The 23,009-nt window shown below is 66.8% G+C and carries 39 protein-coding genes; all 39 read right to left on the bottom strand.

Going from position 1 to position 23,009, the window contains the following annotated elements:
• Positions 1-40: 40 nt before the first annotated feature.
• On the bottom strand, positions 41-373 hold the full coding sequence (locus FL625_RS16810) for a hypothetical protein (RefSeq protein WP_149589831.1): 333 nt from the start codon (positions 371-373) through the stop codon (positions 41-43).
• Positions 374-411: 38 nt separating this feature from the next.
• Positions 412-1,353 (bottom strand): phage tail tube protein, encoded by a 942-nt coding sequence (locus FL625_RS16805; protein WP_149589830.1) that lies wholly within the window; start codon positions 1,351-1,353, stop codon positions 412-414.
• A 1-nt stretch (position 1,354) separates the two neighbouring features.
• On the bottom strand, positions 1,355-1,549 hold the full coding sequence (locus FL625_RS16800) for a hypothetical protein (RefSeq protein WP_149589829.1): 195 nt from the start codon (positions 1,547-1,549) through the stop codon (positions 1,355-1,357).
• Entirely contained in the window at positions 1,546-1,983 is a 438-nt protein-coding gene (locus tag FL625_RS16795) for a phage tail terminator protein (protein ID WP_235019473.1), read from the bottom strand. The genes FL625_RS16800 and FL625_RS16795 overlap by 4 nt, the downstream gene beginning before the upstream one ends.
• The gene (locus FL625_RS16790) at positions 1,983-2,411 is read right to left on the bottom strand and encodes a gp436 family protein (protein ID WP_149589828.1); all 429 of its coding nucleotides are present in this window, start codon (positions 2,409-2,411) and stop codon (positions 1,983-1,985) included. The genes FL625_RS16795 and FL625_RS16790 overlap by 1 nt, the downstream gene beginning before the upstream one ends.
• A 72-nt stretch (positions 2,412-2,483) precedes the next feature.
• Positions 2,484-2,744, bottom strand: coding sequence for an HI1506-related protein (locus FL625_RS16785; protein WP_149589827.1), 261 nt, complete (start codon positions 2,742-2,744; stop codon positions 2,484-2,486).
• A gap of 75 nt (positions 2,745-2,819) precedes the next feature.
• On the bottom strand, positions 2,820-3,713 hold the full coding sequence (locus tag FL625_RS16780) for a Mu-like prophage major head subunit gpT family protein (RefSeq protein ID WP_149589826.1): 894 nt from the start codon (positions 3,711-3,713) through the stop codon (positions 2,820-2,822).
• Positions 3,714-3,725: 12 nt separating this feature from the next.
• Positions 3,726-4,157, bottom strand: a complete 432-nt coding sequence (locus tag FL625_RS16775) for a hypothetical protein (RefSeq protein WP_149589825.1) — start codon at positions 4,155-4,157, stop codon at positions 3,726-3,728.
• Positions 4,157-5,245 carry a phage protease gene (locus FL625_RS16770; protein ID WP_149589824.1) on the bottom strand — a complete coding sequence of 363 codons (1,089 nt, stop codon included), beginning with the start codon at positions 5,243-5,245 and terminating at the stop codon, positions 4,157-4,159. The genes FL625_RS16775 and FL625_RS16770 overlap by 1 nt, the downstream gene beginning before the upstream one ends.
• A gap of 117 nt (positions 5,246-5,362) precedes the next feature.
• Complete coding sequence (locus tag FL625_RS16765; RefSeq protein WP_149589823.1) at positions 5,363-5,857, bottom strand: phage virion morphogenesis protein; 495 nt, start codon at positions 5,855-5,857, stop codon at positions 5,363-5,365.
• Positions 5,858-5,967: 110 nt separating this feature from the next.
• Positions 5,968-7,212 (bottom strand): phage minor head protein, encoded by a 1,245-nt coding sequence (locus FL625_RS16760; protein ID WP_149589822.1) that lies wholly within the window; start codon positions 7,210-7,212, stop codon positions 5,968-5,970.
• A gap of 2 nt (positions 7,213-7,214) precedes the next feature.
• Positions 7,215-8,846, bottom strand: coding sequence for a DUF935 domain-containing protein (locus tag FL625_RS16755; RefSeq protein WP_149589821.1), 1,632 nt, complete (start codon positions 8,844-8,846; stop codon positions 7,215-7,217).
• A gap of 50 nt (positions 8,847-8,896) precedes the next feature.
• A complete protein-coding gene (locus FL625_RS16750) occupies positions 8,897-10,315 on the bottom strand; it encodes a terminase large subunit domain-containing protein (protein ID WP_149589820.1) in 1,419 nt (472 codons plus the stop codon).
• 85 nt (positions 10,316-10,400) lie between these two features.
• A complete protein-coding gene (locus tag FL625_RS16745; protein ID WP_149589819.1) occupies positions 10,401-10,844 on the bottom strand; it encodes a hypothetical protein in 444 nt (147 codons plus the stop codon).
• The gene (locus FL625_RS16740; RefSeq protein WP_149589818.1) at positions 10,841-11,380 is read right to left on the bottom strand and encodes a phage protein Gp27 family protein; all 540 of its coding nucleotides are present in this window, start codon (positions 11,378-11,380) and stop codon (positions 10,841-10,843) included. Before FL625_RS16740 ends, FL625_RS16745 begins: the two co-directional genes overlap by 4 nt.
• A gap of 6 nt (positions 11,381-11,386) precedes the next feature.
• On the bottom strand, positions 11,387-11,680 hold the full coding sequence (locus tag FL625_RS16735; RefSeq protein ID WP_149589817.1) for a VpaChn25_0724 family phage protein: 294 nt from the start codon (positions 11,678-11,680) through the stop codon (positions 11,387-11,389).
• Entirely contained in the window at positions 11,677-12,042 is a 366-nt protein-coding gene (locus tag FL625_RS16730) for a DUF2730 family protein (protein WP_160147810.1), read from the bottom strand. The genes FL625_RS16735 and FL625_RS16730 overlap by 4 nt, the downstream gene beginning before the upstream one ends.
• Complete coding sequence (locus tag FL625_RS16725; RefSeq protein WP_149589815.1) at positions 12,039-12,551, bottom strand: hypothetical protein; 513 nt, start codon at positions 12,549-12,551, stop codon at positions 12,039-12,041. Before FL625_RS16725 ends, FL625_RS16730 begins: the two co-directional genes overlap by 4 nt.
• A 1-nt stretch (position 12,552) precedes the next feature.
• A complete protein-coding gene (locus FL625_RS16720; RefSeq protein ID WP_149589814.1) occupies positions 12,553-12,879 on the bottom strand; it encodes a hypothetical protein in 327 nt (108 codons plus the stop codon).
• Positions 12,879-13,796: a glycoside hydrolase family protein gene (locus tag FL625_RS16715; RefSeq protein WP_149589813.1), complete on the bottom strand. Its 918-nt coding sequence runs from the start codon at positions 13,794-13,796 to the stop codon at positions 12,879-12,881. The genes FL625_RS16720 and FL625_RS16715 overlap by 1 nt, the downstream gene beginning before the upstream one ends.
• A 115-nt stretch (positions 13,797-13,911) precedes the next feature.
• Positions 13,912-14,283: a helix-turn-helix domain-containing protein gene (locus tag FL625_RS16710; RefSeq protein WP_149589812.1), complete on the bottom strand. Its 372-nt coding sequence runs from the start codon at positions 14,281-14,283 to the stop codon at positions 13,912-13,914.
• Entirely contained in the window at positions 14,280-14,519 is a 240-nt protein-coding gene (locus tag FL625_RS16705; RefSeq protein WP_149589811.1) for a hypothetical protein, read from the bottom strand. The genes FL625_RS16710 and FL625_RS16705 overlap by 4 nt, the downstream gene beginning before the upstream one ends.
• On the bottom strand, positions 14,516-15,148 hold the full coding sequence (locus FL625_RS16700) for a methyltransferase (RefSeq protein WP_149589810.1): 633 nt from the start codon (positions 15,146-15,148) through the stop codon (positions 14,516-14,518). Before FL625_RS16700 ends, FL625_RS16705 begins: the two co-directional genes overlap by 4 nt.
• Complete coding sequence (locus tag FL625_RS16695) at positions 15,145-15,429, bottom strand: hypothetical protein (RefSeq protein ID WP_149589809.1); 285 nt, start codon at positions 15,427-15,429, stop codon at positions 15,145-15,147. The genes FL625_RS16700 and FL625_RS16695 overlap by 4 nt, the downstream gene beginning before the upstream one ends.
• The gene (locus FL625_RS16690; protein WP_149589808.1) at positions 15,426-15,863 is read right to left on the bottom strand and encodes a regulatory protein GemA; all 438 of its coding nucleotides are present in this window, start codon (positions 15,861-15,863) and stop codon (positions 15,426-15,428) included. Before FL625_RS16690 ends, FL625_RS16695 begins: the two co-directional genes overlap by 4 nt.
• Positions 15,864-15,893: 30 nt before the next feature.
• Positions 15,894-16,103, bottom strand: coding sequence for a hypothetical protein (locus tag FL625_RS16685; protein WP_149589807.1), 210 nt, complete (start codon positions 16,101-16,103; stop codon positions 15,894-15,896).
• Positions 16,096-16,779 carry an ORF6N domain-containing protein gene (locus tag FL625_RS16680; RefSeq protein ID WP_149589806.1) on the bottom strand — a complete coding sequence of 228 codons (684 nt, stop codon included), beginning with the start codon at positions 16,777-16,779 and terminating at the stop codon, positions 16,096-16,098. Before FL625_RS16680 ends, FL625_RS16685 begins: the two co-directional genes overlap by 8 nt.
• Positions 16,780-17,036: 257 nt before the next feature.
• Positions 17,037-17,585 carry a phage head morphogenesis protein gene (locus tag FL625_RS16675; RefSeq protein ID WP_149589805.1) on the bottom strand — a complete coding sequence of 183 codons (549 nt, stop codon included), beginning with the start codon at positions 17,583-17,585 and terminating at the stop codon, positions 17,037-17,039.
• Positions 17,586-17,697: 112 nt separating this feature from the next.
• Complete coding sequence (locus tag FL625_RS16670; protein WP_149589804.1) at positions 17,698-17,910, bottom strand: hypothetical protein; 213 nt, start codon at positions 17,908-17,910, stop codon at positions 17,698-17,700.
• Positions 17,911-17,942: 32 nt separating this feature from the next.
• Entirely contained in the window at positions 17,943-18,188 is a 246-nt protein-coding gene (locus FL625_RS16665; protein ID WP_149589803.1) for a hypothetical protein, read from the bottom strand.
• A 117-nt stretch (positions 18,189-18,305) separates the two neighbouring features.
• A complete protein-coding gene (locus FL625_RS16660) occupies positions 18,306-18,578 on the bottom strand; it encodes an HU family DNA-binding protein (protein WP_149589802.1) in 273 nt (90 codons plus the stop codon).
• 84 nt (positions 18,579-18,662) lie between these two features.
• Positions 18,663-18,800, bottom strand: a complete 138-nt coding sequence (locus tag FL625_RS18135; RefSeq protein WP_160147809.1) for a hypothetical protein — start codon at positions 18,798-18,800, stop codon at positions 18,663-18,665.
• Positions 18,801-18,804: 4 nt separating this feature from the next.
• Positions 18,805-19,458: a DUF3164 family protein gene (locus FL625_RS16655; protein ID WP_149589801.1), complete on the bottom strand. Its 654-nt coding sequence runs from the start codon at positions 19,456-19,458 to the stop codon at positions 18,805-18,807.
• Positions 19,448-19,678 carry a hypothetical protein gene (locus FL625_RS16650; RefSeq protein ID WP_149589800.1) on the bottom strand — a complete coding sequence of 77 codons (231 nt, stop codon included), beginning with the start codon at positions 19,676-19,678 and terminating at the stop codon, positions 19,448-19,450. The genes FL625_RS16655 and FL625_RS16650 overlap by 11 nt, the downstream gene beginning before the upstream one ends.
• On the bottom strand, positions 19,671-19,967 hold the full coding sequence (locus FL625_RS16645; protein WP_160147808.1) for a helix-turn-helix domain-containing protein: 297 nt from the start codon (positions 19,965-19,967) through the stop codon (positions 19,671-19,673). Before FL625_RS16645 ends, FL625_RS16650 begins: the two co-directional genes overlap by 8 nt.
• On the bottom strand, positions 19,964-20,338 hold the full coding sequence (locus FL625_RS16640) for a hypothetical protein (protein WP_149589798.1): 375 nt from the start codon (positions 20,336-20,338) through the stop codon (positions 19,964-19,966). Before FL625_RS16640 ends, FL625_RS16645 begins: the two co-directional genes overlap by 4 nt.
• Positions 20,335-20,835 carry a hypothetical protein gene (locus FL625_RS16635; protein ID WP_149589797.1) on the bottom strand — a complete coding sequence of 167 codons (501 nt, stop codon included), beginning with the start codon at positions 20,833-20,835 and terminating at the stop codon, positions 20,335-20,337. Before FL625_RS16635 ends, FL625_RS16640 begins: the two co-directional genes overlap by 4 nt.
• A gap of 44 nt (positions 20,836-20,879) precedes the next feature.
• Positions 20,880-21,653, bottom strand: coding sequence for an AAA family ATPase (locus FL625_RS16630; RefSeq protein ID WP_149589796.1), 774 nt, complete (start codon positions 21,651-21,653; stop codon positions 20,880-20,882).
• 55 nt (positions 21,654-21,708) lie between these two features.
• Positions 21,709-23,009, bottom strand: a 1,301-nt coding sequence (locus FL625_RS16625; RefSeq protein ID WP_200833979.1) for a transposase domain-containing protein, incomplete at its 5' end; no start/stop codon positions are given.

Genomic DNA, 23,009 nt, shown 5'->3' with positions numbered 1-23,009 from the left:
AGGCCAAGCTCGCCCCTCGACCAGGCGCGCCCGGCCCAGATCAGTTTTTTGCCCGGGCCCCCGACATCGCCGCGCCATAGGCCCGCAACAGGGCTGCGCGCACAAAGGTCAGACCGACGATCTGCTCGAACAGGGCCTCGTCGTCCTGGACCGGCCTGCCGTCGTCGTCGATCACCGCCGGGAAACCCACGATGATCGCGCGCAGATAGGCGTTCTGGCCGGCCTCGCTGGACAGATCGTCATGCAGCCGCAGGCTGTCGGCGTCGAGAACACGGAATCGGACTTTGAGCTGGACCTCCTCGAACCCGCCGTCCACCGGCCACTGGATGGGCACGTCGTGCAGGAAGGTCGCGTTCTTCTTCAGCTTGAACATGGCAGGACTCCAATCATACGCGCGGCGCGGCGTCGAAATCAGGTGAGGGTCAGGGTCCACTGGTCGTTGCCCACCACCGGAAGGGGCATCAGGCTCAGCGGCCACTCCTTGATCTTCTGGGCGTTCTCGAGCCCTTGCAGGCGCTGCATCTGGGCAGCCGGCACCGAAAGTGCCGAAACCCGGCCGGCACCGGTGCCGTGGACCAGCGTGATCGCGTCCGTCGTCTGGTTCAACGCCTTGACGAACGGGTTGAAGAGCGACAAGGGCTGCGCCTCGACAACGGTCTTGATCATGTCCTCGCGCTGGGTGATCAGGATCGCCTCGGCACCGACGAGGAAGCGCGGCTCCACCTGGTTCTTCAGGTCGAGCTCGAACGAACGCATCACGAAGGCGGTGCCACCGATCGTGAAGGTCGGCGTGTTGGCCGTGGTCGCGACCTGCGGTTTCTGGAAGGCCGTCAGATTCACGGGGCTCGGGCGCGCCAGCTCGCCCGGCGCGACGAAGAGGCCGGTCAGCTCGAACTTCAGATAGCCGATGCCCTGGGCATTCAGCTCCAGCTTGGCCGTTCCACGCATGCCGCGGGCGACATAGCGGGTGGAATCGATCCACAGATGCATCGTCCCGGATTCGTGACCGGTCGAGATCGGGTTGTAGACGACCGAGGTCCCGGCGTTCACGACCTGCGCCACCCCGCAGGCCCGGAGCAGCGGCCCCCAGGCCGGAGCCACGCCGGGCGTTCCGGAGGGGGCCAGTTCCACGTCGAAGCTGATCTTCGCGTGCAGCTCGTTCGGGATGGTGCCTTGCGCCCCGAGATAGGGCAGCTCCAGATTGCGGCTGACGTCCGTGCCTTCCATGGGCTGGAACTTGACGTTCGTGGCCAGGATGGCGTTGTCCGCGGCCGTCGGCGCGGCGTCGACGCCGTAGTTCGTTTCGATCTTGAACAGGAGGATCTTGGAATCCCAGTAGAGCGGAGCGGGCATTTCAGGCCTCCTTCACAGGCTGTTCAGTCAGGCTCTCGACTGCGGACGCCGGCGCTTCGACCCGCACCCCCGACACCCGGTCGGTCGCTTCGTCCAGTCTCAGGGTTCCGTCCGGCAGTCGGGTATAGGCACCGCCTGTCTGCGGCAGGGTCGAGGGTGCAGCGGGGTCCTGTGCGGGGGCGGGAGGCTTCTTCATGACGGAATGATCCTCAGCTGGTCGCCGATGGCGAAATCGATCTGATAGACAAGCGTGCCGGCGGAGAAACTGACCTGCGTGCCACGGGCCAGGCTGAAGGGCTGCGCCTGCCCGGTCGGCACCCAACCGGCGACGGCCTCGATGACACATCTCTTGATCGCCTCGACCCTCTCGAATCCCTGGCGAGCGGTCGGCGTGTTGTTGCGGAAGGTGAGGACGACACCGAACACCTCGTCGAACGACTGCCGGTACAGGCCCGCTGCGGCGTCGGCCGCCTTGCCGACGAGGCCGACCGACAGCACGTGCGCGGCGGGCGTGACCTCGGGCAGACGACCCTGCGCCATGAGATCGGCCAGACTGAGTGCCGCTTCGACCCTGCCGCTGAAGTCCGGCACCCGTTCCCGCAGCCGATCGATCAAGGACTCCACCAGCATCAGATGAAACCCTTCAGATTGTCCTCGGTGAAGGGTCGCTCGCGGTCGGCGATCTGGACACCCGTCGCTCCGGTAGAGGGCTGCTCCGCGCCAGCGGCGGTCAGCCGGATCGTGCCCCTGGAAATCTGCTCCAGCGTGCCGATTGCCATCCGGTAGTCGGCCACGACCTTCTCGGGTGCCTCGTAGCGGTGCAGCAGATAGATGGCGATCGAACCGGCGACGTTCACCAGCAGGGTTTCCGCTGCAGTCAGGGGCAGCGCGTAACGGCCGGCCAGATAGCCGTCGATCAGGGCATCCGTTTCTGCCAGCGCACGCGCGACGACGTCCGGATCCACCACTCCGAAGGCATCCGTGCCGCGATCGGTGAGCGCGATCAGCATCTGCTCTCCGAACCGCTCGATCAGCTGGGCCTGGGTGACGTAGGGCATCGCATCCTCTGGAGTTCCGCTGCCGGTCTGTCCCGGCCGTCCTGCGACCAGCGCGCAGCCTGCGCGCACCGGTCAGTTCTGGTCGATGAAAATCACCTTCAGCTGCGGATCGCCCTCGATCCTTTGCAGATCGTCCTCGGCCAACTCGGCGATGGGGATTTCCACAGCCTCCGCCGTGAAGTGGCGGCCCGCGCGCCAGCGCCCGCGAGCCGGACCGATGACGCGCAGGACGCGCCCGCGTGATGACTTCCGGATGGGCTCGGCCCCGCTTCCGGCTGCAGCTTCAGCCGTCGCCCTCGCCCGGTGCGGCGGTCTGGATCTGGTCTGGGTCATCCGTCGTTCCCTGCAAGGTGATGTTGAAAGGGGCCGATCATGACCGCCCCCTCAGCCAGCGCGACTCGCTCGCGATCAGGCGAGCCACGGAACGACAAGCAGCTCGGCCGTGCCCTTCCATTCGTTCGTCTCGCCGCCGGCGGCATACTCCGAATTCAGGATCTTGCGGGCGGCGCTTTCGAGAGCGGGCGGCACCACCAGCAGGTTGGGCATGATGCCGAGCGGGCGACCATAGTCGCCCTTCATGCCGGAGAGGGCCGCACGGGCGGTTGCATAGTTCGCTGCCGTCAGGGGCTGCTTCGAGCCCCAGGCCATCTGCCAGAAACCGTATCCCGTGTTGGCACGGGCGTCGGCGCCGTAGATGAACTCCTTGTTCATGAACACGTTCTGGTCGTCCGGCTTGTCCATCGAGACGAACTGGAAATCCTTCCGCTTCTGCAGGAGGATGGGCTTGATCGCGCGGGTCGTGTCCAGCAGGAACCAGGGCGTTCCCGATCCGCCGTCGGTGTTGGCCACCGGAACGGTGTTGCCGTTCTCGTCCAGGACCGGGTGGTCGGTGTCGAAGAAGAACTGCCCGTCGTAGCAGTTGGTGCTGAACCCGGCCTTGAGCTGCGAGAACACCATCAGGTCCCACTGCGCCCCGGTCGACATCCCCATCTCCGTGAACAGGGGCGTGTAGATGCCGAGATTGTCGGTCTCGATGTCGTCGCGGTCGACGGCCAGGGTGAGCTCGAGCGCCTTCTCCTTGATGGCGTAATCGTGCTGCTGCAGGTTCTGCACCGCGCGGGCACCGACCCATTCGCGCACGCTGGGGATCTTCCCGAGCCAGCCGTATTTCTGTTCCTTCGTCGCCGCCGGCACCACCGTCGCGACCCGGAGATAGGCCGTCGAAGCCTGCTTCAATCCGTCCTGAAAGGTCGTCTTGAAGCCGACGCGGAGGCCGTCGAGAGTAGCTGCGTTCACGAGCATGTCTGGATTCCCTTACGACAGGATGGCGCGGGTGAGGGCCTCGTCGAAGCGCACCCAGACGCCCTGGGCGTCCACGCTGTCCACGATGCCCGCGGGCGAGCGGGTGTTGGTGCCGTTCGTCTTCGCGACCGTCTGGTCGTCGACGATGTAGCAGACGGCACCGATGTCGGCCCGGGTGATCAGGTCGCCGGCCGCCGAGTTGGCGAAGCGGAAGACGCCCGGCCGGTAACGGATCGCCGTCGCGCCGGCGGCTGTGCTCGCCTGCCGCTCCAGCGCCATGCCGACACCGTAGCAGCCGGTCGCGGTCGCGCCTTCGATCAGGTCGCCGGAGGCGTTGCGCATCAGGATCGCCCCGGCGAAGATCGCCTGGTTGAGGCCCAGCAGGCCGGTGCGCTCGTCGCCCTCGGCGCGGGGCGTGTTGCGGTCTTGGGTCAGGGCCACCATCAGCGGGTCTCCTCGGTCAGGGTTTTCGCGTAAGCCTTCGGATCGAGGCCGAGCTTCCGGACGATGTCGGCCTGCTCGGCGTTGAGCTGCACATTGCCGTCCTTGTCGACGGCGGGCGCGCCGGCGGGCACGATGGCGCCTTGCGACACCACCGGGCTCGCCTCGACGATGGCCCGCGCCTGATCGGGCTGCGACATGTGCAGCGTGACGAGAGCCTCGCGGTTGGCGGCGGTGACGCCGACACGGCCCCGCTTGATCTCGGCGTCGATCCAGGCCTCCGAAGCCGCCCGCCTGCCCGCCTCCCGCAGGGCGTCGAGCTCGGACCTGAGGGAAGCCACCTGGGCCTGCAGCGCCACCGCGTCGCCGGCTCCGCTCGCCTTGACCTTGACGGCCGCAACGATGGCCTGGGGGTCTCCGGACGGCAGACCCACGGCCGTCCCGATCTCGGTCAGCGCCGATTGCAGCGCAGCATCCGGCTTCTCGTCCGCCTTGCCGATCATGCCTTCGATCTTCGCCAGGATCTGGTCCAGCGACGCATCTGCGGCGAGGCCCAGCTTCTCGGCAATCTTGCTCATGCCCTCCATACGGGAAGTCTCCTCGGTGTTGAGCGCGGCCAGGCCGCGCAGATTGGGAACGTTGACGAGCGACGCGCGCGGGATCAGTCGCACCGTGCGCCCGTCCCTGGCGTCGATCATCAGGACCGGAGAAATGCCCCGATAGGCGCGGTCGGCCACCAGCGCCCGGCCGGCCGCCGTCCACTCCACGCGCCCCCACAGTCCGTCTGATCGCGCTTCCAGCGCGACGATCCAGCCGCGCGCCGGGGCCTCGTGACCGGGTCTCAGATCGGTGGCGTGGTTCTCGTCGATCGGAATGCCCCGTTCCCAGGCCATGGAGGCCCGGATGATCGATTGCAGATCCTCGACATGGTAGGGCCCCCGGCCGTCGTAGGTCTCCACCGGGCCCTTCGTCACCGGCAGGAGGTGGACCCAGTCCGGCACACGACCGTCCTCGCCCGCGGCGTTCAGCACGGCAGAGGCAGCGAGGGCGAACAGATCCTGCCCGTGTCGATGGTCGGGGGCGTAGCGCATGCCGCCACAGTGGCGGATCGGGGAACCCCGAAAAACCTACAAGGGTTTGCAGGGGCCGCGCTCTTTGCGCCTCCCGCCATCGTGAAGCCCTGCCGGGCCGGGGTCAAGCGCCCGCACCTAACTGGCGGCGGCTCGCTCCAGCCAGTCGCCCAAGGCTTTGAGGATGTTCGCTTCGTCCTCGACCGACAGTCCGAGGAAAGGCCTGGCCGGGATGTCGCCCCAAGGGATGGGGCCGTTGCGGGACGTGCGCCCGAAGGCTCCCTGTCTGGCGCCGAACTGCTGGGTCGCTGCGTAGATCCTCGGAGAGCCCCATTGCAGACTGTCCGGCCCGGCCTCGTAGAAGATCTGCGACGACAGCGCCCCGGATCGGCCGAACAGCGGCCGCACATCTATTCGGTTCGAGGACCGTACACTGTACTTGAGGAGGGTGGTCCTGGATTTCGGGGCCCAACGACCGCCGTCGGGCGCCACCCCCTGGGCAAAGCGCTGCCGCGTCGAGTTGACGACGATCTCGCCGATCCCTTGGAAGACCGGCGTCAGATCCGACAGGGCAGCGGAGAGGCGCGCCAGTGCAGCAGTGATTTCATCGTCCTTGATCTCGACCGTGGCCACGTCTATCTCCCTCTTCGGGTGGCGACCCTGGGAAGTCGGGGTCCAGGATGCCGTTGCGGTGCAAACCGCGCGCTAGCACATGAGGGGTTCCCGCGCCTCCGCCACCCGCCCTATTGCACACTGCCGACCAGAAGCGTGAGCTGCTTCCCGCCCCAGCGCCAGATGATGTCGGCAAGGTTCACCCGGTAGGCCGAGATGATCATGTTCGAGACAGCCGTCTGCCGTTTCGCCCGATGGGTGACATCCAGCTCGACCGCCAGCTGCGCGGTGTCCGGCCCATCGTCCAGGATGTAAAGCAGTTTGCCGGTCTTCTCGTCCAGGAAGACGGCCTTCGGGCTGCGCAGCCGATCAGGAAGCTGCTCCCAGGTCTCCAGGCTCAGCGCATCGCCCTTCGCCTCGTGCCGATCCGCCTTTGGCCCCTTCAACAGGCCCGGCTTGACCGATACCGCCGCTGTCGACGGCGCGATGCCACGCTGCGACAGCGCCTCCAGCAAGTCCGGGGCGAACACTCCGACCAGACCGGGATCGTGCGAAATGCCTTCCATCGTCTCTTTCACCCAGTGTGTCCATGCGCGGTCGATCACGGCCGCGCGCTCCTTGCCCAGGGCCGTCCCCAACTCCGGGGGCAGGGCGCTGATCTTCCCAGCGATCACCTTCGCCAGGTCGGTGATGTCCTGAGTTGCCGTCGCGCCCGGCGCGTAGGCCCAGCCCTTGTCGATGCCCACCGGGGCGCCCGTCCGCGGGTCGACCTTTTGCCAGCCGTCCTCGAGCTCCTTGCCCAGCTTGCCGCCCACGCGCTTGGCACCCTCGCGGCTCCGGGCCCCGGTGATGTAGCAGCTGCAGCCCCAGCCGTTCGGCGGCGCATGCGTGGCCCAGAAGGGGTGATCCGCCTCGAGGATCAGGCCGTCCCACGACAGATGCTGTTCGCGCGGTTCTAGACTCGCGCCGTGGCGATAGACGAACCAGGCGAACCCTCCCTCGCGCAGTTGGGCGAGGCGCCCTGCGGCGTAGCTGGTCGCGAGGTTGGTCTTGTAGATGACCTTGGTCCGCCAGGCCTCGCCCTTTGCCGAGCCCTCGCCCGTCCAGCCGTGCCAGCCGTGCCTCTCGACGATGGAGCGGAAGTCCCTGCGGAACTCGTCGAGTGTTCGGCCGTCGGCGATGGCCTTGTCGACCGCGGCCGCCAGATCGGCCAGCAGCTCTGCCTTCATCGCGCCGGCGACGACGAAGGCGCGATCGTGCTGGGCCTGCCAGAGGTCGCGCCAGGTGGCGGTCGGGACGCGATTGGCAAGCCGGATGCGCCAGGCGGCCAGCTGGTGCGCGAAAGGTCTGCCGAAGCTTGCCTCGAAGCCTGCCATCCTCAGTCCACGGCCTCTTCCTCGACCGCGACCCGGCCACCAGCGTGGGCGGACAGCAGCCCCATTGCCAGAACCTCGGCCAGGGTGTCGGCGTCGATCTCGGGGTAGCCGTTCAGCAGCAGCTCGCGCAGCTCGTCGAGGCTCCCAGCCTTGGCGATCATCGCCTCGATCCGGTCCAGCATCTTCTCCATGGCCGGGGCCGCCTCGACCATCATCCGCGCCGCCATGGCCTCGATCGGCGAGGAGGCTGATTTCCGGGCCGTGGAGACCCCGTCTGCCTGCGCGGCCACCTCGATACCCGGAAGTGCCTCCCCCCCTTTAAAAACGCCGGAATCGTTTTTAATTTCTGAAACGGGAGACGACCTCTCGACGAGGGGACCGTCCGTGGTCGTCCGACCCATCAGTTTGGCCCCCTGACGTGGCGCAGACAGGCCGAAGCGATCCCTGATCTCCGCCTGATCCACTTCCAGCCCCCGATCGATCATCGGGCCCAGAGCCTCGGCCATGGCCTTCAGGTCCTGGGACTCCTCCCGGGCGATCCGCAGCCGCGGGTAGGCTGTCAGCGGGCCGAAGTTCAGCTGCATCCAGGGCTGGATGAGGTCGCGGTTCAGGACCGCCGCCAGGGCCTTGGCATCGGCGCGCTCGATGTCCTCCTGGACCTGACGGTGCTCCCGGCCTGACCCGAGCCCGCCGGTCTTGGCGTCGGTCGTAGCCGTCTGCCCGAGCACGAGCTTCGAAACCTGCTCGTCCAGCCACTCCGCCCGTTCCTTGTACAGCGCATGGGCAGCGCCCACATTGGCCGCCTCGACGAACTCGATCAGCATCGATTCAGGAACGATGGCCGCGCAGTCGCCGGCGATATTGCTGACTGCGCGCAGGAGCGTCCGCTTGTCTTCCTCGCTCGCGTTCGGACCGAAGCGCCCGATCCTCAGCGGCTGGCCATAGGTCTGGGTGAAGATCGCCCAGTCGCGCTCGGTGAACTTCTTGAACAGATACGGCCAGAGGGCGATCCGGGCGAGGCCCGCCCGGATCGGCAATCCCGATTTGGCCTTGATCGAAGCGAAGACGAACTTGAAGGCTGGCAGCGGCTGCTCTTCACCGTTCTCGCCCACGAGCAGCGGGGCGGACAGGTTCCGGCGATCGAACCGGAACCAGCGCGGGTCGCGCAGTTCCAGCCGCTTCGGCATCCACTGGCCTTCGGACGTATCCCAGATGATCTCGGTCGCCGAGTAGCCCTTGCCCAGCGTGTCGAGAATATCGAAGACCTCGTCGGCGAGCTCGTCCCGGTCGAGCCAGCGTTCGACCATCTTTGCCCGCTCCACATCCTCGGCCGCATCCGAGGCCGGCTTGACCGTGATCGGCAACTGGCTGACGGCAAGCCGGCGCGTGCGCAGGACACCGGAGTAATGGGGATCACGCTCCTCCAGCGTCTCGGCCAGCTCCAGGTAGCGGACCGCATCGCCGGCGTCGGCTTCCTTCAGGATAGCTCCCAGGCGTGACGGCGTGAGGCCGTCGCCGGGGTAACCCGTCGCAGGCGAGCGGACCCCGGACACGGTCGCCGCCGCCACCTCCATCTTCAGATCAGCCCTGCGGACCGGCTCGCCGCGGTGATCGAGCAGCAGCATTGTCTTCATGCGGCCCATCCCTTCCTGCCTTGCATCTCCATGCATCCCCATGCTGCGCATCACAGAGCACTGCCGCGCAGCCGCGTTCCGAGCGGCGGGCGGAACGGATCGCGCTCCTCGTCGTCCTCCGGCAGCCAGCCGTTGCCGCCAGCGATCCGCGCCGGGCGATACTCGTACTCCGCCACGCCCATCTCGGCCGCCGTCGCGGCCAGGGCCGCCGCCCAGAAACGGTCCGCATGGCCGTCGGTGTCGCCGTCGGCGATCAGGCGTCGCTGCCCGGTGGTGCCCACCTGGCTCTTGATCGCGTGCAGGTCGGCGCGAAGCACAGGATCGCCCGCAGGGATGCGCTTGCGCCGATCCTGGAATCGTTCCTTCAGCACGGTCGCCATGGCGAGGCGGTTCGCCGGGGTGAACAGAACGCCCTCCACCCGGCTCGTGCCGTGCCGGCGCTGCGCATCTTCGACCGGCTTCTCGCCCATTCCGGTCTGGTCCATCTTGCACCGTACCACCCGATAGCGGCGGAACACGTCGTCGAGAAGTGCATCCTGTTCGGCAAAGCTGGCGCGTCTGCGGGCAACGATCTCACGGGTCCAGAGCACGTCGCCCACCAGCTCGTCGACCCAGATCACGAAAAGATCGTTGCGCGCCGCGATGTCGACCCCCACGAAGCAGGGGCCGCCCTGATAGTGGTCAGGCTTGCCGGCACCCTCCGCCTCGCAGCCGGAGATCAGGTCGTAATCGAGCCAGGCTGACGCCTCGTCGAGCCACTTCAGCTCGTATTCCTGCGCCCAGGCGTCCTCGTCGGCCATGCCCTTGCGCAGCATCTCGACATCGCGTTCAAGGCCCTGTTCAACGGCCTGATAGATGTCCACCACATGCCGGGACCAGACGCTGTCCTCGGCGGTCATCAGTTCGTAGAACTTGTTGCCCTTGCCATTGGGGGTGGAGATCACGCGCAGCTTCTGTCGGCCCTTCGAGATCACCGGGAAGAGCGCGGCCCAGATCTCGCGGCTCCTGGCGTGGAACGCGAACTCGTCGAGGATCACGTTGGCGGAGAAACCGCGCGCGGTATCGGGGTTCGCAGGCAGGGCGGTGATCCGGCTGCCGTTCGGGAACGCCACTTCCAGCGCCTTGTAGACAGCATCGGGACCCTTCTCCTGCGGCGCGCGGAATTCGGTCTCCTCGAACCGGGGCTCACCCCCCTTAACGAGGGTATTGTAGACCTCGTAGAATGCCCTGGTGAACGGTTTGATCACCTCGGTCATCATCTCGCCAGCCTGCCGCTCGCCCCGGCTCAGGATCACCCAGCGGCTCCTTCGGTCCTCGGCCCAGCCCCGGAAGCAATCGTCTACGCATTCGCCCCCGGTCGAGAAGGTCTTGCCGGTCTGACGGGCGAACATTCCGATCTTGAAGCGGCTTCCGTCCGATATCCAGGCGCGCTGATAGGGCAGGAAGTTGATGACTGGGCGCACTGTCATGCAAGGATCCTCCGGCTATCGATCTGCCGGCCGGGACTTGCCACCGGCAACCTCCGCCCTCCTGCCTGGACCGCAACCGCCAGCATCACGCCACCAGGGCGAGCAGGAAGCCGATCCAGCCGGACTGCCAGGCCCATGCCAGCGCCATTGCGACCATTGCCAGCTTTCCGACCGAAGTGCCCCAGGCCAGCAGCGGCAAAAGCGTGACCATGCGCAGTCTGCGGACCGGAACATGCGGGGCGGGCTCCTTCCGCCAGTTCCGGTTCGAGCTGTCGATCCACCAGCCGCTCCAGTGCAGGGCGACATGCCGGGCAATCAGTCCGTTGACCGGCGACCGCACGCGCCAGAGGGCTGCCTTGCCGATCCACAGGGCGCGCAACGCGCGGCGGGGACCGCCCTCGAGGTGGCAAAGCAGCGACCAGGCGAAGTCGTCGCAGTCCACGTCGCGGCCGTCCGGCACATTGCGGATGCCGTCGAGGACCGAGCCCCTGCGGTAGGTTGCCTCGGCAATGAACCGGGAAGGGCTCATGCGAACCCCATGATGCGGCGCGCCTTGGCTGCGGCCTCGGCGTCGATGTCTCCGTTGGCGACAGCTGCGTCCAGCTTCGCGGCCTGCGCCTTGCGTTCCGCCGCCGCCAGCTGCTCGCGGATGCCTGACGACTGCATGATGTCCTTCATCATCCGGCCGATGAAATGCAGCGCCTGAGGGTCGATCTCGCCCCCCTCCTTCAGCATCTGGGCCTGCATGACCTTGAACGCCAGCGCGGTGATCATCTGGAACAGGACGTTGTGACGCCTGGCCTCCTCGCCGATCCCCTGTTCCTTCATCCATTCCGTCGCCCAGGCTCCGGCTGCCTCCTGCACGCGGACGAACTCCGCATACTCGGCACCGTAGGCGTGCAGCGCCGATTTCTGGATGCGCAGCTCCAGTCCGGCCTCCTCAAGCTTGCGGTTAAGGGCGTCGGCCAGATCCTCGTAGCCCGCGAAGCCACGCGTTCGCAGCTCCACTTCGAGCCAGGACTTAAGCTCCGGCGGCAGAAGGTGGACCTTTCGTGGCTGGGGCATGTCCTGCTACCTTGGCCCTGGACGCTGGACGTCGGGATGCGTTGCCACCCCGCGCGCGATCTCCGCCCCCCGGGCCGTCGCTGTAACGACCAGGAAGCCATCGCCGTCGGCCAGCAGAAAGCCCTGCTCCTGCAACCAGACGATCTCGGTCGTCACCTGGTCCCGCGTCGAGCGCAGTCCGACCGCTGCCAGCACATCCTGGAGAATAGATGCGTTCGAGGTGTATTCCGGCGAAGCCTCCAGATGCCGCAGGATGGCCAGCCGCCGGTGCCTACGCAGGGTCTCTTGGTAATCCGTCATTTCCGTCCCGATTGCAGCAGGTGGTCTTCGTGGCGGTTGAGGATCGCCTCCATCCGCTCGGTGATCTGGGCCTGACCGGCCATGATCTGGCTCAGCGTCTTCATCTCGCCCTTGAGGCGCTCCATCGACAGCTCCAGCTCGTGGATGTCGTCCTTCGACGGCAGGCTGCGCTGCGTCTGCTCGCCGGCCGATACGCGCTGTTCCAGCGATGACAGGGTGGCTGCCATGGCATCGAGCCGTGCGCCGTTCTTCTTCGACGGCCCGGAAAAGATGTTCCAGACCACGGTGCCGAAGTTTATGAGCGTGGACAGCGCGACGGCCCAGACGATCAGGAACTGCACTGTGGTGTCTTCTGGCGTCACTTCCTGGCCCCCGAAAGGTTCGCGACCACATCCTTGATGGTGTGGCCGCCCATGTAGAGGCCCATGTACATCGCCGTGAAGGTGATCAGATTGTCCCATGGCGCGGCGGGCAGGGCGATCCTCCAGATCGCGTTCGCCACATGCAGGCCGACGATCTGATAGAACCAGAGCACGAGAACGAACCACATGCCTGCGGGCCGCCAGGCGCTTTTCCAGCCGCCTTCGGCCGTCTCGGCCTGCAGCAGCTCGAACTGGTGCTCGAGCCCCTTCGCATAGATCGCCACCAGCTCCGGCGTCATCGGTTCCACCGCGCGCATGGCGTCGATGACCTTGCCCGGGTTCGTTTCTCCCAGCGTCTCCAGCTCGTCCGGCCGGACGCCGGCCCGATCCGCCAGAGCGCCGACGACATCCGCCACGAGGGCACCGCCCCGGTCGCCCAACTTGCGATCAAGGATGGAACGGATCATCGGAAAGCCCGCTTGCATGGCGAGTGTCACGAGGGGTGTCATGTCAGATCTCCGATCCGGGCTTCGTTGCAAGGCTCCTCCAGTCCGTGCCATAGCCAAGAAGGCAGGCTCGCCCGTCCGGCAAGACCGCGACCAGCGACCAGGTGCTGCCTTCGGGATGCACCATGATCAGCAGGGTGGCCCCGGTCGCGGTTTCTCCCTGACCGACCGGCTCCTCGCCATGGCTGGCATTCAGCGCCTCAAGGAGCCGGTCGACGGCCAGACAGACCGGCTCCGCCCGCGCATCCTGCGCCAGCAGGACTGCGAACAGCAGCGCGAAGCCCGCAACGATCCACAGGACTCCACGGACGACAAATGCGACGGTTTTCATCAGAACCTCCTGAGCAGGGCCGCAAGACGCGGCAGCCTGAACTGCACGACAGCAGCAATCTGATCGCGATAGGACCAGGCCAGGGCCACGGCAGAGAGGGCGCAGATCCCCAATGGGACCCAAAGGAGCCACTGGGCGTCCGCCACCACCGGCACATCATTCAGGACGCCCTCCGGCAAGGCGACAGCCCCGCCCGAGGCGGCCGTGACGGTGCCTGCCGTCCCGGCCTTTGCTCTGGCCGCAAGGGCGCGCTCCAGCGTCGCCAGCGTGGCCCGACCGATGATGTTGTCGGCCTTGAGATCCTGGTCCGCCTGGAACCGGATCACGGCCGAGGTGCGTACACCGTCCTCATCCGGACCGGGATCGTAACCGAGGACGCGGAAACCGTCGCGCACCCGCCGGATCTCGTCCCGCGTCAGCTGCACCGCCCAGCGGGCATTGCCGGGCCGCGACGCCACCGTGCGCGGCTGCGGATAGGTGCCCTCCAGAAGCACGGCAGCCTCTTCCGCACGACGGCGCGTCAGGCCCGGCAAGACCCTTCCCCCCGCCTTGTTCCACGCCATGAGTCCCGCCCGGATAAGATGCGGCGCCGCGTTTGACCGCCAGCGCCGGACCCAGCCGGCCTTGCCGATCGCGCCGGTGTTCCAGTGGAACGACACGCCCGCGTCGAATTCGTGCTGCTTCGCTCGGGGCATCGCCGCAGCCACCGCCGGCTCGTAATTTCGCCGCAGCGCCAGCTCGAGCAGCCGCGTGGCCTCCTGCCGGCTGATGACCATTCCCGGTCGCACCTTGACCACGCCGGAGGCCGAGGTGAGACCGGCACCGATCGTCCACACGCCCACGGGGTCGCGATAGGCCTTGAGGACCACGCCCTCGTGGGCTTCGAGGAAGGCAATACCCTGTTCGCTCGTCCGCATGGCACTCTCCGGCAGTGGACCGACCGCCGGAGTGCCGGCGCTGCCGGATCAGTATGCCCCGCCGGGGCAGGCGACCTTCACCTACAACGGCTTGCAGGGGGGCGGATCGGGAGGATCAGAAGAGGCTCGACTGACGGGGGTCTGTATCGCCGCGGCCGTCGTCCCGCAGATACGACGTCACGGTGACGTTGCTGACGTGCAGTCTGGTCGCGATCTTCGCTTCCGACAAGCCCTGAGCTTTCAGGACCCGGGCGATCCACTTCTTGCCGATCGGCAGCCTACGCGGCAAGGCCGTCCTCGCGGCCAGGTCGGCCAGCGCCAGTGCCTTCTCCATGCCCAGCACCCTGACCAGTTCGGATCTGGGCGTCGGCTGTCGAGGGATGTAAAGGAAGGTGCCGCCGAAGTTCAGGAACAGCTCGATCGCAGCCTCGACCCCCAGAGCGGACACATAGGGTTCCAGATGCGCGGGCGGGCGAGGCACGGTCATCGGTCCGCCTCCAGCCGATGGCGCAGCACGTCGTTCTCCCGTTCGAGCTTTGCCAGGCGGGACAGCGAGCGCTTCAACTCGATCTCCACCCGATCAAGCCGAAGGCGGGCCGCCGCCATCCGGTCGGTGGCGGCGGTGAAGGCCTGTTCGAGCATCGTCATGCGGTCGCAGAGCGACAGAAGCGCCTGCTCCTGCGCATGAAGGCGATCGGGATCGGGCCTTTCCCAGCGGATCATGACCAGCCCTCGTAGTCATCCGCTCGCTCGAGGCGCTTGCGGCAGGGCGGGATCCAGGCCAGCTCCGTGGGGCCAAGGTAAGGGCGCACCCATACGATCCAGCAATAGGCCGTGGCCGTGCTTCCGTTCGGGGACAGTAGCCCTCTGTGCATGACCACGCGCTCGGTGAACTGCAGGACCATCTTGGGCGGGCGCACACGGAACAGCGTATTGTAGCGCCCGACGGATTCCAGAAACGCGCTCCGGACCAGAACCGCGACGACGTCGCTGCACTCCAGCGCCCGCGCAACGAACTTCTCGGCCAGCCGGAACGGCGGATTGGTGACCGTCCAGTCCGTGCGCTCCGGCACCGGGCCGGCGAGGTAATCCCGCACCGGGAAACCGGCGCCGTAGTCGTGGATGTCGCTCGCCTCGACACGCCGGAAGATCTCGGTCAGCGGCCTCACCATGTGTCCGCGGTTCGCCGCGGGTTCCCGGACGGATTGATCGCTGGGATCCAGCCACCCGTGCCGGCCGATGAGCTGATCGAACAGCGCCCTGGTCGCCCAGGGCGGTGTCGGGAAATCGTCGAGCGAATCTGTCGGCTCGAAGCGCTGCTGCATGACAGCCGAGGACCGGTTCTGGCTCATTCCTCGTCTTCTCCCGGCAGCGGGCGGTCCCGGCGATGGGCGCGGCGATGGACGGGATTCGTCTCCGACTTCGGTTCGACCGTCACCAGAACGGGGCCGTTGTCGTCCTCGCGCAGCACATAGCGGAAGCCATCGATCACCACGACCGCCGCACCGAGCCGCGCCGCCTCGTCCAGGCAGCAGGCCATGGCGGCACGCAGCGCCTCGACATCCAGTCCGCCGACCCGCTCCAGAAAGCGGATCAGCGCATGATCGCTGATTCTGATGCGGTTCCTTCTCACAGCTCGATCCCTGCTCTGTCGCACATGGCCTTCAGCGCCTCGATCAGCGTGGCAATCTGGCGATGGTCCTGCATCCGGTCGATGTCGATGGGGGCGGCGCCCCAGGCCTTCCCGAACCGGGCGCGGATGAAGGCGTTCAGTCCCCTGGCGCCGCCCTGATCGACCGCGCCCGCGCGGTGCAGCTTGCCCCACAGCACATGGGCAAAGCGCAGATCCGCCCGTCGCGCCGCCGGCCGGAGGGTTCTGCCCTTCCCGGCCTGCGGCCTGAAGCCGCGCTGTTCCAGCGCCCGGACCAGCTTCGTCAGCTCGGCTTCGGTCATGTCCTGCATGCTGGCCTTCCCGGTGACGGCCAGCTGCAGCTCGCGCCGCATCTCCTCGTCGAGGCCGATCTCGCGGCACCCTACATGGACCAGCTTCTGCAAGGCGCGGGTCATGCGGCCCTCCCGAGGAAGGGCCGCAGATCGTCAGTCGCGGGGAATGTAGTCCTGCAGCTTCTCCGCGGCTGGCTCCAGCCGGTCGTGAATAAGGCCGAGCAGAGCGCCGAGAGTTGAGGTATCGGCACCCGTGCCGGGCGGCAGTTCGCTGACGAGGATGCGCAGGCCAAGCAAAGCGCGCTCGGCCTCGCCCACCGCGTCACGCGGGTCTGTGGAACAGCGGTTGCACATGTCAGCCACCCGCGACCAGCGTCAGGCCGAGGTTCAGCTTGCCCTGCCGTTCGTCCTCGGCATGGGTCTCCATGAGCGCCCGTTCGGACCTCCGACGCTGGTAGACGTAATGCGGCACGAAGAGCGCATCTTGGGGAATGTAACCCCTGATCCGCATGTCCTCGACCTCGCGGCCCAGCTTGGGTGCCGACCAGTCGTGCTCGTCCCAGAGCTTGCCGAAGGACCAGCCCGCTTCTGCCGCCAGCTTGATCGCCAGCCGCATCTTGCTCCGCCCGATATAGGCGACCTCGTCCTTGAAGGCGGCAACGCGCAGCCGCTCCATCGTGCCGTCGCGCAGTTGCAGGAAGGCTTCGATGATCGTCACCGACACCGCATCCGCCACCGGCCCGGTCAGCACCGAGGACAGTTGCAGGGCCCCCTTTTCGGTGAAGCCGAAGTGGGTCAGATCGGCCCGTTTCCCCTGCGAAGTTGCCGCAAAATGCGGCGACTTCTCCCGGTATTCCTCCTCTGTCAACTCGAAGATGAAGCCTTCGGGAAAGCGGGCCTGATTGCGCCGGACCTGCTCCATCAGCCGCTTCCGCGAGACCTGATAGAACTCGGCCAGATCGTCCGCGATCATGAAGGCAGGACGACCGGGAAGGGTGAAGATGCGGGATTGAACCCCCGCGATGGTTGGAAGTGTCATGTAGTTCTCCGTTGGTTACGCGGGCCGAAACGGCTCCGGGTGTTAGGAAGACTGCCAACGGACAATCCGCATGCGCCTTTGGGCCGAAGCCTTGGACATTGCACATGCCACCCGGATGAAGCTGATCTCTGCTGAGACGCTTTGTCGGGGCGTAACCGCCGTTGGTAATCCTGTTCGGGGCGCTTCCTACGGCACGTCCGAACGACATCAAGATGCGGCGGTTCGCCGGAAATGTCAACCTGCTCTTAGGCAGGGACCTAGATAACCTCGTCCCGCAACGCTGCCTGAACGATTTGCTGAAGGCCGGGCCGACCGAAACCGATGAAGTCAGGATGCGGACCTCGCGTCGGTTCATCCCACCAATCAGGCAAAGGCTTGGTAGGGTCGCCGCCCAACCGCGCAGCGCCGCGCTCGTTGCGCGCGCCAACGACATAGCACCGGCAAAGGTAGTGATTTGGCGGTGACCAGATGTCCCAGAATTCGTGATCTTGCGGCACGACAAGCCCATCGAAGGCCTGATGCAGTTCGGAGCAGTCGCCTTCTGGGTCTCCGCATCGATAAACCCAGTGGGTGAACCCGCCTTCGCGCAACTGCGCAAGGCGCTTCTCGGCGTAAACGATACCGAGGATCGCCCGATAGACGACAAGGGCGCGGCGATCGAGTTCTTGCTTTTCGCCCCAATCGGCCCAGCCGTGCTGATCGACAATGCCCCGGAGTTGCTTTCGAAACCAGCCAAGCCCTTGGCCGTTTTCGACAGCTTCCCCGCACAGAGCATCAAGCTCGGCCCACGCTGCCGCTGCGACCATGACCGATTCCCTCTTACTGTGACGAGGGACATGAAAACAGGTTCGACTATCACGGGGAACTCCTGTCTTGGGGCAGCGCCCCCGGCCCGCGCGAGGCCGGGGGCCGGGGCGATCAGTTCCGGGTGTCGAAGCAGGTCCAGACAACGCGGGGATGGCCGCCGACGGGGTTCTGGTCGACGTCTTCCAGCACCAGCGCCTCGAACTCGGCCTCCAGGCGCTCGCCGGCGGCTTCGCAGTCTGCGAGGCTGTCGTAACCCAGAGTGATGGCGCCGCCCTCGCCGGAGGTTTTCAGCAGGGCGATGAGGATGAAGGTGGCAGCATTCATGTCAGGTGTCCTTTCAGGGCAATGGCTCAGGGTCAGCGGCACTCGAAGGTGTGAAGGCCGGTCCGGGGTCCGGTCTTCTCGAAGGCGACGGGAAACGGCGCGCCACCGCCGCAGGCCAGGCGAGCCGCGCGCCAGGCGGCGCTGTCCTGGTAGCCGGCACCCAGGGCGCGCGAGAAGCCCTCGACCGTGACGGTCTTGCCCTCGTTGGCCGGGGGCAGCGGTTCACCGCAGGCGGCGAGGGCCAGGCAGGCGGCAACGATGAATCTGGCAGCTTTCATTTCAGGGAACCTTTAAACAGGGGTTGAAGGTCGGGTTTGGCCGGATATTCCACTCGCAGGCCGGCCACCTGCCTTCACCGCCGCCCCGGGGTTGCGGCTCGGGGCGGCGGGGCATTGTCAGGCCCTGGGCCTGGCGGCCTTGAAGGTCAGAACGTCGCGGGCGGCGACCTCGACCGGCAGGCCGGTCTGGACGTTGCGGGCCGTGCGGGCGGGCTTGTGCCTGACCTCGAAGGTGCCGAAGCCCCGGAGGATCAGCTTCCGGCCGGTCGCCAGCTCGGCGATGCCGTTCAGGACGGCGTCGACGGCTCTGCCTGCGGCCGCGTCGGCGGTGTCCATCTCCCGGGCGACCGACTTGATCAGGTCGGTTTTCGATGCGTTGGATGCGGTCATTGACGTTCCTCGCGATTGTCGCGCCCGAGATCTCGAGGATCGGGACGCGGGGTGAACCCCGGCGGATGGCCCGCCGGGGAATGGTCATGGGGTGAAGGCGCCCAGTTGCAGGCCGAACAGCAGCAACGCGCTTCCGAGCAAGATCGCGGCAAGAGGAAGGTCGCGCAGCCCGATGGCGGCCCCCGCTGCGAAACCTGCGACGAAGATGATCCAGGCGGTCACCGCGCTACACCTTCGCCAGGTCGATGCTGACCGCCTGCCAGGGTGCGTCGAACCTGTCGCGGCGATAGCACCGGACATAGGTCTTCGAGCCGACCACCCGCATCGCGTCGCGGATCGCCTGCATGGCGCGCTGCCAGCGTGGATCGTCGATCTCGAGCCGCAGCAGCATGAAGATCTCGGACCGGTTGATCTGGCCTTCCCTGTCGGTATTGAACGCGCGGGTGACGATCGCACGGATCTCGTCCCTGGCGCCTTCGGCCCACTCGTTCAGGCATTCATCCACCAGCGACTTGGCAACCTGCAGCTCAGGGCCGAAGACGATGTTGTCGGCCACCTGGACCTGCACCCGGAACAGACCGTCGAAGCTCATCAGGGTCTTGTTGCCCTTCTGTCCGCCGACCGTCGCGCCGTATTCCTGGGCCAGCAGCGCCTCGAACCCGCCGATGTCGTCGAAGGTGTGCGCCTTGAATCTCGCCACCTGTTCCGACAGCGCGATGGCATAGCCCATGATCTTGCGGACCAGCTCGTCCTGCAGCTGGTCCTGCGGCCGGACCATGGCCAGCGGGACCAGAAACCCCTTCGCATCGCGCATGTGCGGCGCGCCGGCGACATCGACGATCGGGGCGGGGATCGGATAGGGTCTGAATTCACTGGCCATTTTCAGGCTCCTTCGCAGTGGTTGAAACAAGGATCTCGGGCGGGGCCTTACCGGGCACCGTTGGCACCAGGCCCATTGCGAGCAGCGTGCCCGCCATAGCGACGATGTCGTCGATCGACAGCATGGTGATGCCGCGGACATCATCCCGGCACACCCGGCCGACGGCTCGGCTGGCGGTCTCCAGCATCTCGCGTTCGGAGAAGGCGCGCGGCTCAGTCATGGGCACTCTCCAGACGCGACAACAGCCCGACGGCAGCCGATCTGGCGTCGGCGTCGGACAGGCGAAGGTCGCGCAGGACGGCGAGGGCCGCAGTAACCTGGACCGGCGGCCGCACGCCGCGCACGAAACGGTCCGGAATGCGCCCTGCGATCTCCCAGTTGCGGATCGTGTTCTTCGACACGCCCAACCGGCGCGCCAGATGGCTGCGGGTGCGGACACCATGGGTGCGCATCAGGGCCGCGATCCGATCCCGGACGTCGAACGTCGTGAACGTTGTCTCGCCGCTCATGCCTCGACCTCCCGCTGGAAGATCGGGCAGCGGTGGCAGGCCCGATACATCCGGGTGCGGCGCGGATTTCCGACCGCAAACACCCGCGCCTTTTCCCGCCAGTCCTGACATTCGTTGGTCGGCAGCTGCCCCATGGCCGGGCAATCCACCACCCCGTGCATCAGCAGGCCCCGTACCCGTTCCTCGATCCGCTCGTAGGATCCGGAGTACTTCCTGCGCAGCACCGTGCTCACCACCGCCGGTGACCGGCCGAGCCTGGCAGCGACCTTCGACTGACTGCTGCGGTCGCAGGCCAGGGCCAGCGCCCGGATCCAGTCAGGGAGCGGCGCGCCCCAGGCCTCTTCGGCCGCGCTGACGAGATCCGAACTCATGCGCTGCCTCCGATCAGGATCGTCTGCTCGATGTTGTCGTCCACGACCGCCCGGACGCGCCGTTCGCGCGGGGCGCGCGGCCCGGTGTTTTTCGTCAGGCGGTAGATCGCAGGCATCTTTCCGGGAACGGCCTTCCGGGTCACCGCAAGGTAGCCCGCGCCGAGCAGCGCCCGACAGTAGTCCTGCGCCATCTGGACGGTGACTTCGGTTGCGGCCGTCGTCGCGTGGACCGCCAGATCGCGCGGCGTGAACCCTCCGCCGAACTGGCGCATCGCCGTCCACATGTTCTGCTCCGGCGACCGGGATGCCGAAGCTGTCAGGGACCGCGCTTCTGGCCGAACCCGCCACAGGGACCGGATGCGGTGCCCGGATCGGACCTCCTCCAGCAGCCCGTCCCGGCGCCAGGCGCGAACGATCTTGCGGGCATGGTCCTCGCTGACCGACATCTTCAGCGCGATATCCGCATAGCCGAAGCTCGGCAGGGTGGAGGCAAACACGAACGCAGCCTCCTTCGTGGACGCGGCAGATGAAGGGCGCGCGCTCATGCCGCCCTCCCGCGCCTGGGCGCCGCTGCGACCACACCGCGCCGCAGCGTCGGCGGCTCGCCGGTATGGAAGGCATGATTGCCCCAGATGTCGCGGGTGACCCGCTTCAGGCCGCGCACCGCGGCGAACTCGGCAATAGCCGCAAGGTTCGTGCTGATGTAGCGCATGGATGCCCGCGATGCGTTGAGGACCTCATCGCGCAGATCCGCCGCGATCTCGATGCCCGGCGCATAGACCCGGGCCAGATGCTCGACATCCTTGCTGGTGGCCGGCTCGGCCTCGACCCAGGCCAGCATGCGGCCGTGCACACGCTCCCACGCCTGCAACCGGTGCGGCAGCAGTTCCTCGCCCATCAGGATCACCGGGGCGGCGGACTTGTCGTGCAGATGCCGCACCGCCTCGATGGTCTTGGTCGACAGGATGTGATCCGCCTCGTCGATGATCAGCGGCCGTCCCGTCACGGCCAGCTCCTGCGCGGCCTGATCGAACAGATCCGGGATCAGTCGACGCGGCCGCAAGCCGAGCTCGGTCACGATCATCTCGAGGAGCTTCTTCAGCCCGCCGAAGGGCAGGGCCTCGACGTGGCAGGCGTTCAGCGTGTTGGTCGCGTAGATTCCCGCCGTGGTCTTGCCCAGCCCGGCCCGCCCGTAGAAGCATCCCAGTCCGGGCAGGCCCGGCCCGCGGTTCTGAGCCCGATCGATCAGCGCCACCAGGCGCGTGACATTCGCCAGCGGTGCGACCGTATTGTAAAGTTCCCTGCTCTCTGCCATCGTCTCCTCGGCTCTCTGCTGCCGCCGTGGGTCTCGACCGCCCCGGCGGCTTTCCTCATCCGAAAATCGCGTCCCCGAAATCGTCCCAGAGCAGGCGCTCGGACCGATACTCGGAGGTGTTGCGGAACACCGAGAGCCAGCGCTCCTGGTCCCGCGTGACGGTCTCGCCTGCCGCCAGTTTCCGTTCGATCTCCAGCGCGCGCCGGAAACGGTCCCGCGCCGTCTCCTCTGCTGCGTCGCGTGGCTTTCCGGCCCGTGCCGCGTCCAGGCTGGCCACCACGCCGGCCTCGATACGGTCGAAGGTGTCCTTGTCGATCGGTGGCGATCCGCCCGGCCTGGTGGACGGCTGCCGCGGCGGCTTGCCGAACTCGGCGCGCACGACCTTCGCTTCCGGCTTCATCGCCGGCTCTGCTGCAATGCCGTCCAGCGTCGTACCCAGATCCAGCGCAGACCAGATACGATGCGCCTCCAGTGTCGCCTTCTCGGCCTTGAGCCAGGCGGCGCGTGCACGCGCATGCAGCCGCGCCTCGTCCATGTCGAAGAACCCGATCTTCGAACGGCACCCGGCGTGGCCGAGATAGGCACCGTCCTGCGAATAGACGTGAATTCCCGACCACAGATCGGCCGGGTCGAAACGGATAACAACCCGCTGGCCGGCAAACTCGTTGAGCCAGGGCTCCCAGAACTCATTGCGCTGGAAGCGGATCTTCCCGTCCCTTGCATCGGCCCGCAGCCCTTCGGCGCCCAGCAGCCACAGCCGCCGCTGCGCTTCCGTTGCCTTGCGGATCGGGGCCTGGGCATAGCTCTCGTCGAAAACCGCGTTGAAGGACCGCCCGAAGGCAACCTCGGACCGGCGGTTCTCACGCGCATTGTGCTCTTCGATCCCCTCGGCGACGACCCGCAGGAATGTCTCCAGATCGATCGCGCGGCTGCCGTAGTTCTCCGGCTTCGCATCGGGCCGATTGCCGGTATAGGCACCGGCCAAGCGCGGATCCTTGGATATCGACTGGCACATGTCCCTGAAGGCGCGCTCGATGGGTTTCGACTGGCCACTGTAGGGCGTTGCCCAGTGGATCGTGCACCCCAGTGACGTGAACAGGCCGGGAATGTCGTCCTCCCGGACCTTGAACCGGTATCTGGTCGCCGCGCCGCCGGTGATTGCCTTGGCGGCAAACTCCCGGCCGTTGTCCAGCAGGACGTGTTCCGGAATACCCCAGGTCTCGATCAGGTCTCCGGCACACAGCAGCACCGCCGTGGAGTTCGGCGTCTGGTCTATGCGCCACGACAGGATCCGGCCCGAGAAGATGGGGTGGATGCCGCTCTCCCCGACGGCGTCGCAATGCGCCAAGCTTGTGG

This window comes from Tabrizicola flagellatus, from assembly GCF_008271465.1.
Lineage (GTDB): Bacteria > Pseudomonadota > Alphaproteobacteria > Rhodobacterales > Rhodobacteraceae > Tabrizicola > Tabrizicola flagellata.
Note: the sequence above shows the minus strand (reverse complement) of the source record. Positions and strands in the feature narration are given on the sequence as shown.

Coding starts and splice junctions, on each gene's coding strand:
- FL625_RS16810 (WP_149589831.1), bottom strand. CDS start 373: ATGTTCAAGCTGAAGAAGAACGCGACCTTCCTGCACGACGTGCCCATC.
- FL625_RS16805 (WP_149589830.1), bottom strand. CDS start 1,353: ATGCCCGCTCCGCTCTACTGGGATTCCAAGATCCTCCTGTTCAAGATC.
- FL625_RS16800 (WP_149589829.1), bottom strand. CDS start 1,549: ATGAAGAAGCCTCCCGCCCCCGCACAGGACCCCGCTGCACCCTCGACC.
- FL625_RS16795 (WP_235019473.1), bottom strand. CDS start 1,983: ATGCTGGTGGAGTCCTTGATCGATCGGCTGCGGGAACGGGTGCCGGAC.
- FL625_RS16790 (WP_149589828.1), bottom strand. CDS start 2,411: ATGCCCTACGTCACCCAGGCCCAGCTGATCGAGCGGTTCGGAGAGCAG.
- FL625_RS16785 (WP_149589827.1), bottom strand. CDS start 2,744: ATGACCCAGACCAGATCCAGACCGCCGCACCGGGCGAGGGCGACGGCT.
- FL625_RS16780 (WP_149589826.1), bottom strand. CDS start 3,713: ATGCTCGTGAACGCAGCTACTCTCGACGGCCTCCGCGTCGGCTTCAAG.
- FL625_RS16775 (WP_149589825.1), bottom strand. CDS start 4,157: ATGGTGGCCCTGACCCAAGACCGCAACACGCCCCGCGCCGAGGGCGAC.
- FL625_RS16770 (WP_149589824.1), bottom strand. CDS start 5,245: ATGCGCTACGCCCCCGACCATCGACACGGGCAGGATCTGTTCGCCCTC.
- FL625_RS16760 (WP_149589822.1), bottom strand. CDS start 7,212: ATGGCAGGCTTCGAGGCAAGCTTCGGCAGACCTTTCGCGCACCAGCTG.
- FL625_RS16755 (WP_149589821.1), bottom strand. CDS start 8,846: ATGAAGACAATGCTGCTGCTCGATCACCGCGGCGAGCCGGTCCGCAGG.
- FL625_RS16750 (WP_149589820.1), bottom strand. CDS start 10,315: ATGACAGTGCGCCCAGTCATCAACTTCCTGCCCTATCAGCGCGCCTGG.
- FL625_RS16745 (WP_149589819.1), bottom strand. CDS start 10,844: ATGAGCCCTTCCCGGTTCATTGCCGAGGCAACCTACCGCAGGGGCTCG.
- FL625_RS16740 (WP_149589818.1), bottom strand. CDS start 11,380: ATGCCCCAGCCACGAAAGGTCCACCTTCTGCCGCCGGAGCTTAAGTCC.
- FL625_RS16735 (WP_149589817.1), bottom strand. CDS start 11,680: ATGACGGATTACCAAGAGACCCTGCGTAGGCACCGGCGGCTGGCCATC.
- FL625_RS16725 (WP_149589815.1), bottom strand. CDS start 12,551: ATGACACCCCTCGTGACACTCGCCATGCAAGCGGGCTTTCCGATGATC.
- FL625_RS16720 (WP_149589814.1), bottom strand. CDS start 12,879: ATGAAAACCGTCGCATTTGTCGTCCGTGGAGTCCTGTGGATCGTTGCG.
- FL625_RS16715 (WP_149589813.1), bottom strand. CDS start 13,796: ATGCGGACGAGCGAACAGGGTATTGCCTTCCTCGAAGCCCACGAGGGC.
- FL625_RS16710 (WP_149589812.1), bottom strand. CDS start 14,283: ATGACCGTGCCTCGCCCGCCCGCGCATCTGGAACCCTATGTGTCCGCT.
- FL625_RS16705 (WP_149589811.1), bottom strand. CDS start 14,519: ATGATCCGCTGGGAAAGGCCCGATCCCGATCGCCTTCATGCGCAGGAG.
- FL625_RS16700 (WP_149589810.1), bottom strand. CDS start 15,148: ATGAGCCAGAACCGGTCCTCGGCTGTCATGCAGCAGCGCTTCGAGCCG.
- FL625_RS16690 (WP_149589808.1), bottom strand. CDS start 15,863: ATGACCCGCGCCTTGCAGAAGCTGGTCCATGTAGGGTGCCGCGAGATC.
- FL625_RS16680 (WP_149589806.1), bottom strand. CDS start 16,779: ATGACACTTCCAACCATCGCGGGGGTTCAATCCCGCATCTTCACCCTT.
- FL625_RS16675 (WP_149589805.1), bottom strand. CDS start 17,585: ATGGTCGCAGCGGCAGCGTGGGCCGAGCTTGATGCTCTGTGCGGGGAA.
- FL625_RS16670 (WP_149589804.1), bottom strand. CDS start 17,910: ATGAATGCTGCCACCTTCATCCTCATCGCCCTGCTGAAAACCTCCGGC.
- FL625_RS16665 (WP_149589803.1), bottom strand. CDS start 18,188: ATGAAAGCTGCCAGATTCATCGTTGCCGCCTGCCTGGCCCTCGCCGCC.
- FL625_RS16660 (WP_149589802.1), bottom strand. CDS start 18,578: ATGACCGCATCCAACGCATCGAAAACCGACCTGATCAAGTCGGTCGCC.
- FL625_RS16655 (WP_149589801.1), bottom strand. CDS start 19,458: ATGGCCAGTGAATTCAGACCCTATCCGATCCCCGCCCCGATCGTCGAT.
- FL625_RS16650 (WP_149589800.1), bottom strand. CDS start 19,678: ATGACTGAGCCGCGCGCCTTCTCCGAACGCGAGATGCTGGAGACCGCC.
- FL625_RS16645 (WP_160147808.1), bottom strand. CDS start 19,967: ATGAGCGGCGAGACAACGTTCACGACGTTCGACGTCCGGGATCGGATC.
- FL625_RS16640 (WP_149589798.1), bottom strand. CDS start 20,338: ATGAGTTCGGATCTCGTCAGCGCGGCCGAAGAGGCCTGGGGCGCGCCG.
- FL625_RS16630 (WP_149589796.1), bottom strand. CDS start 21,653: ATGGCAGAGAGCAGGGAACTTTACAATACGGTCGCACCGCTGGCGAAT.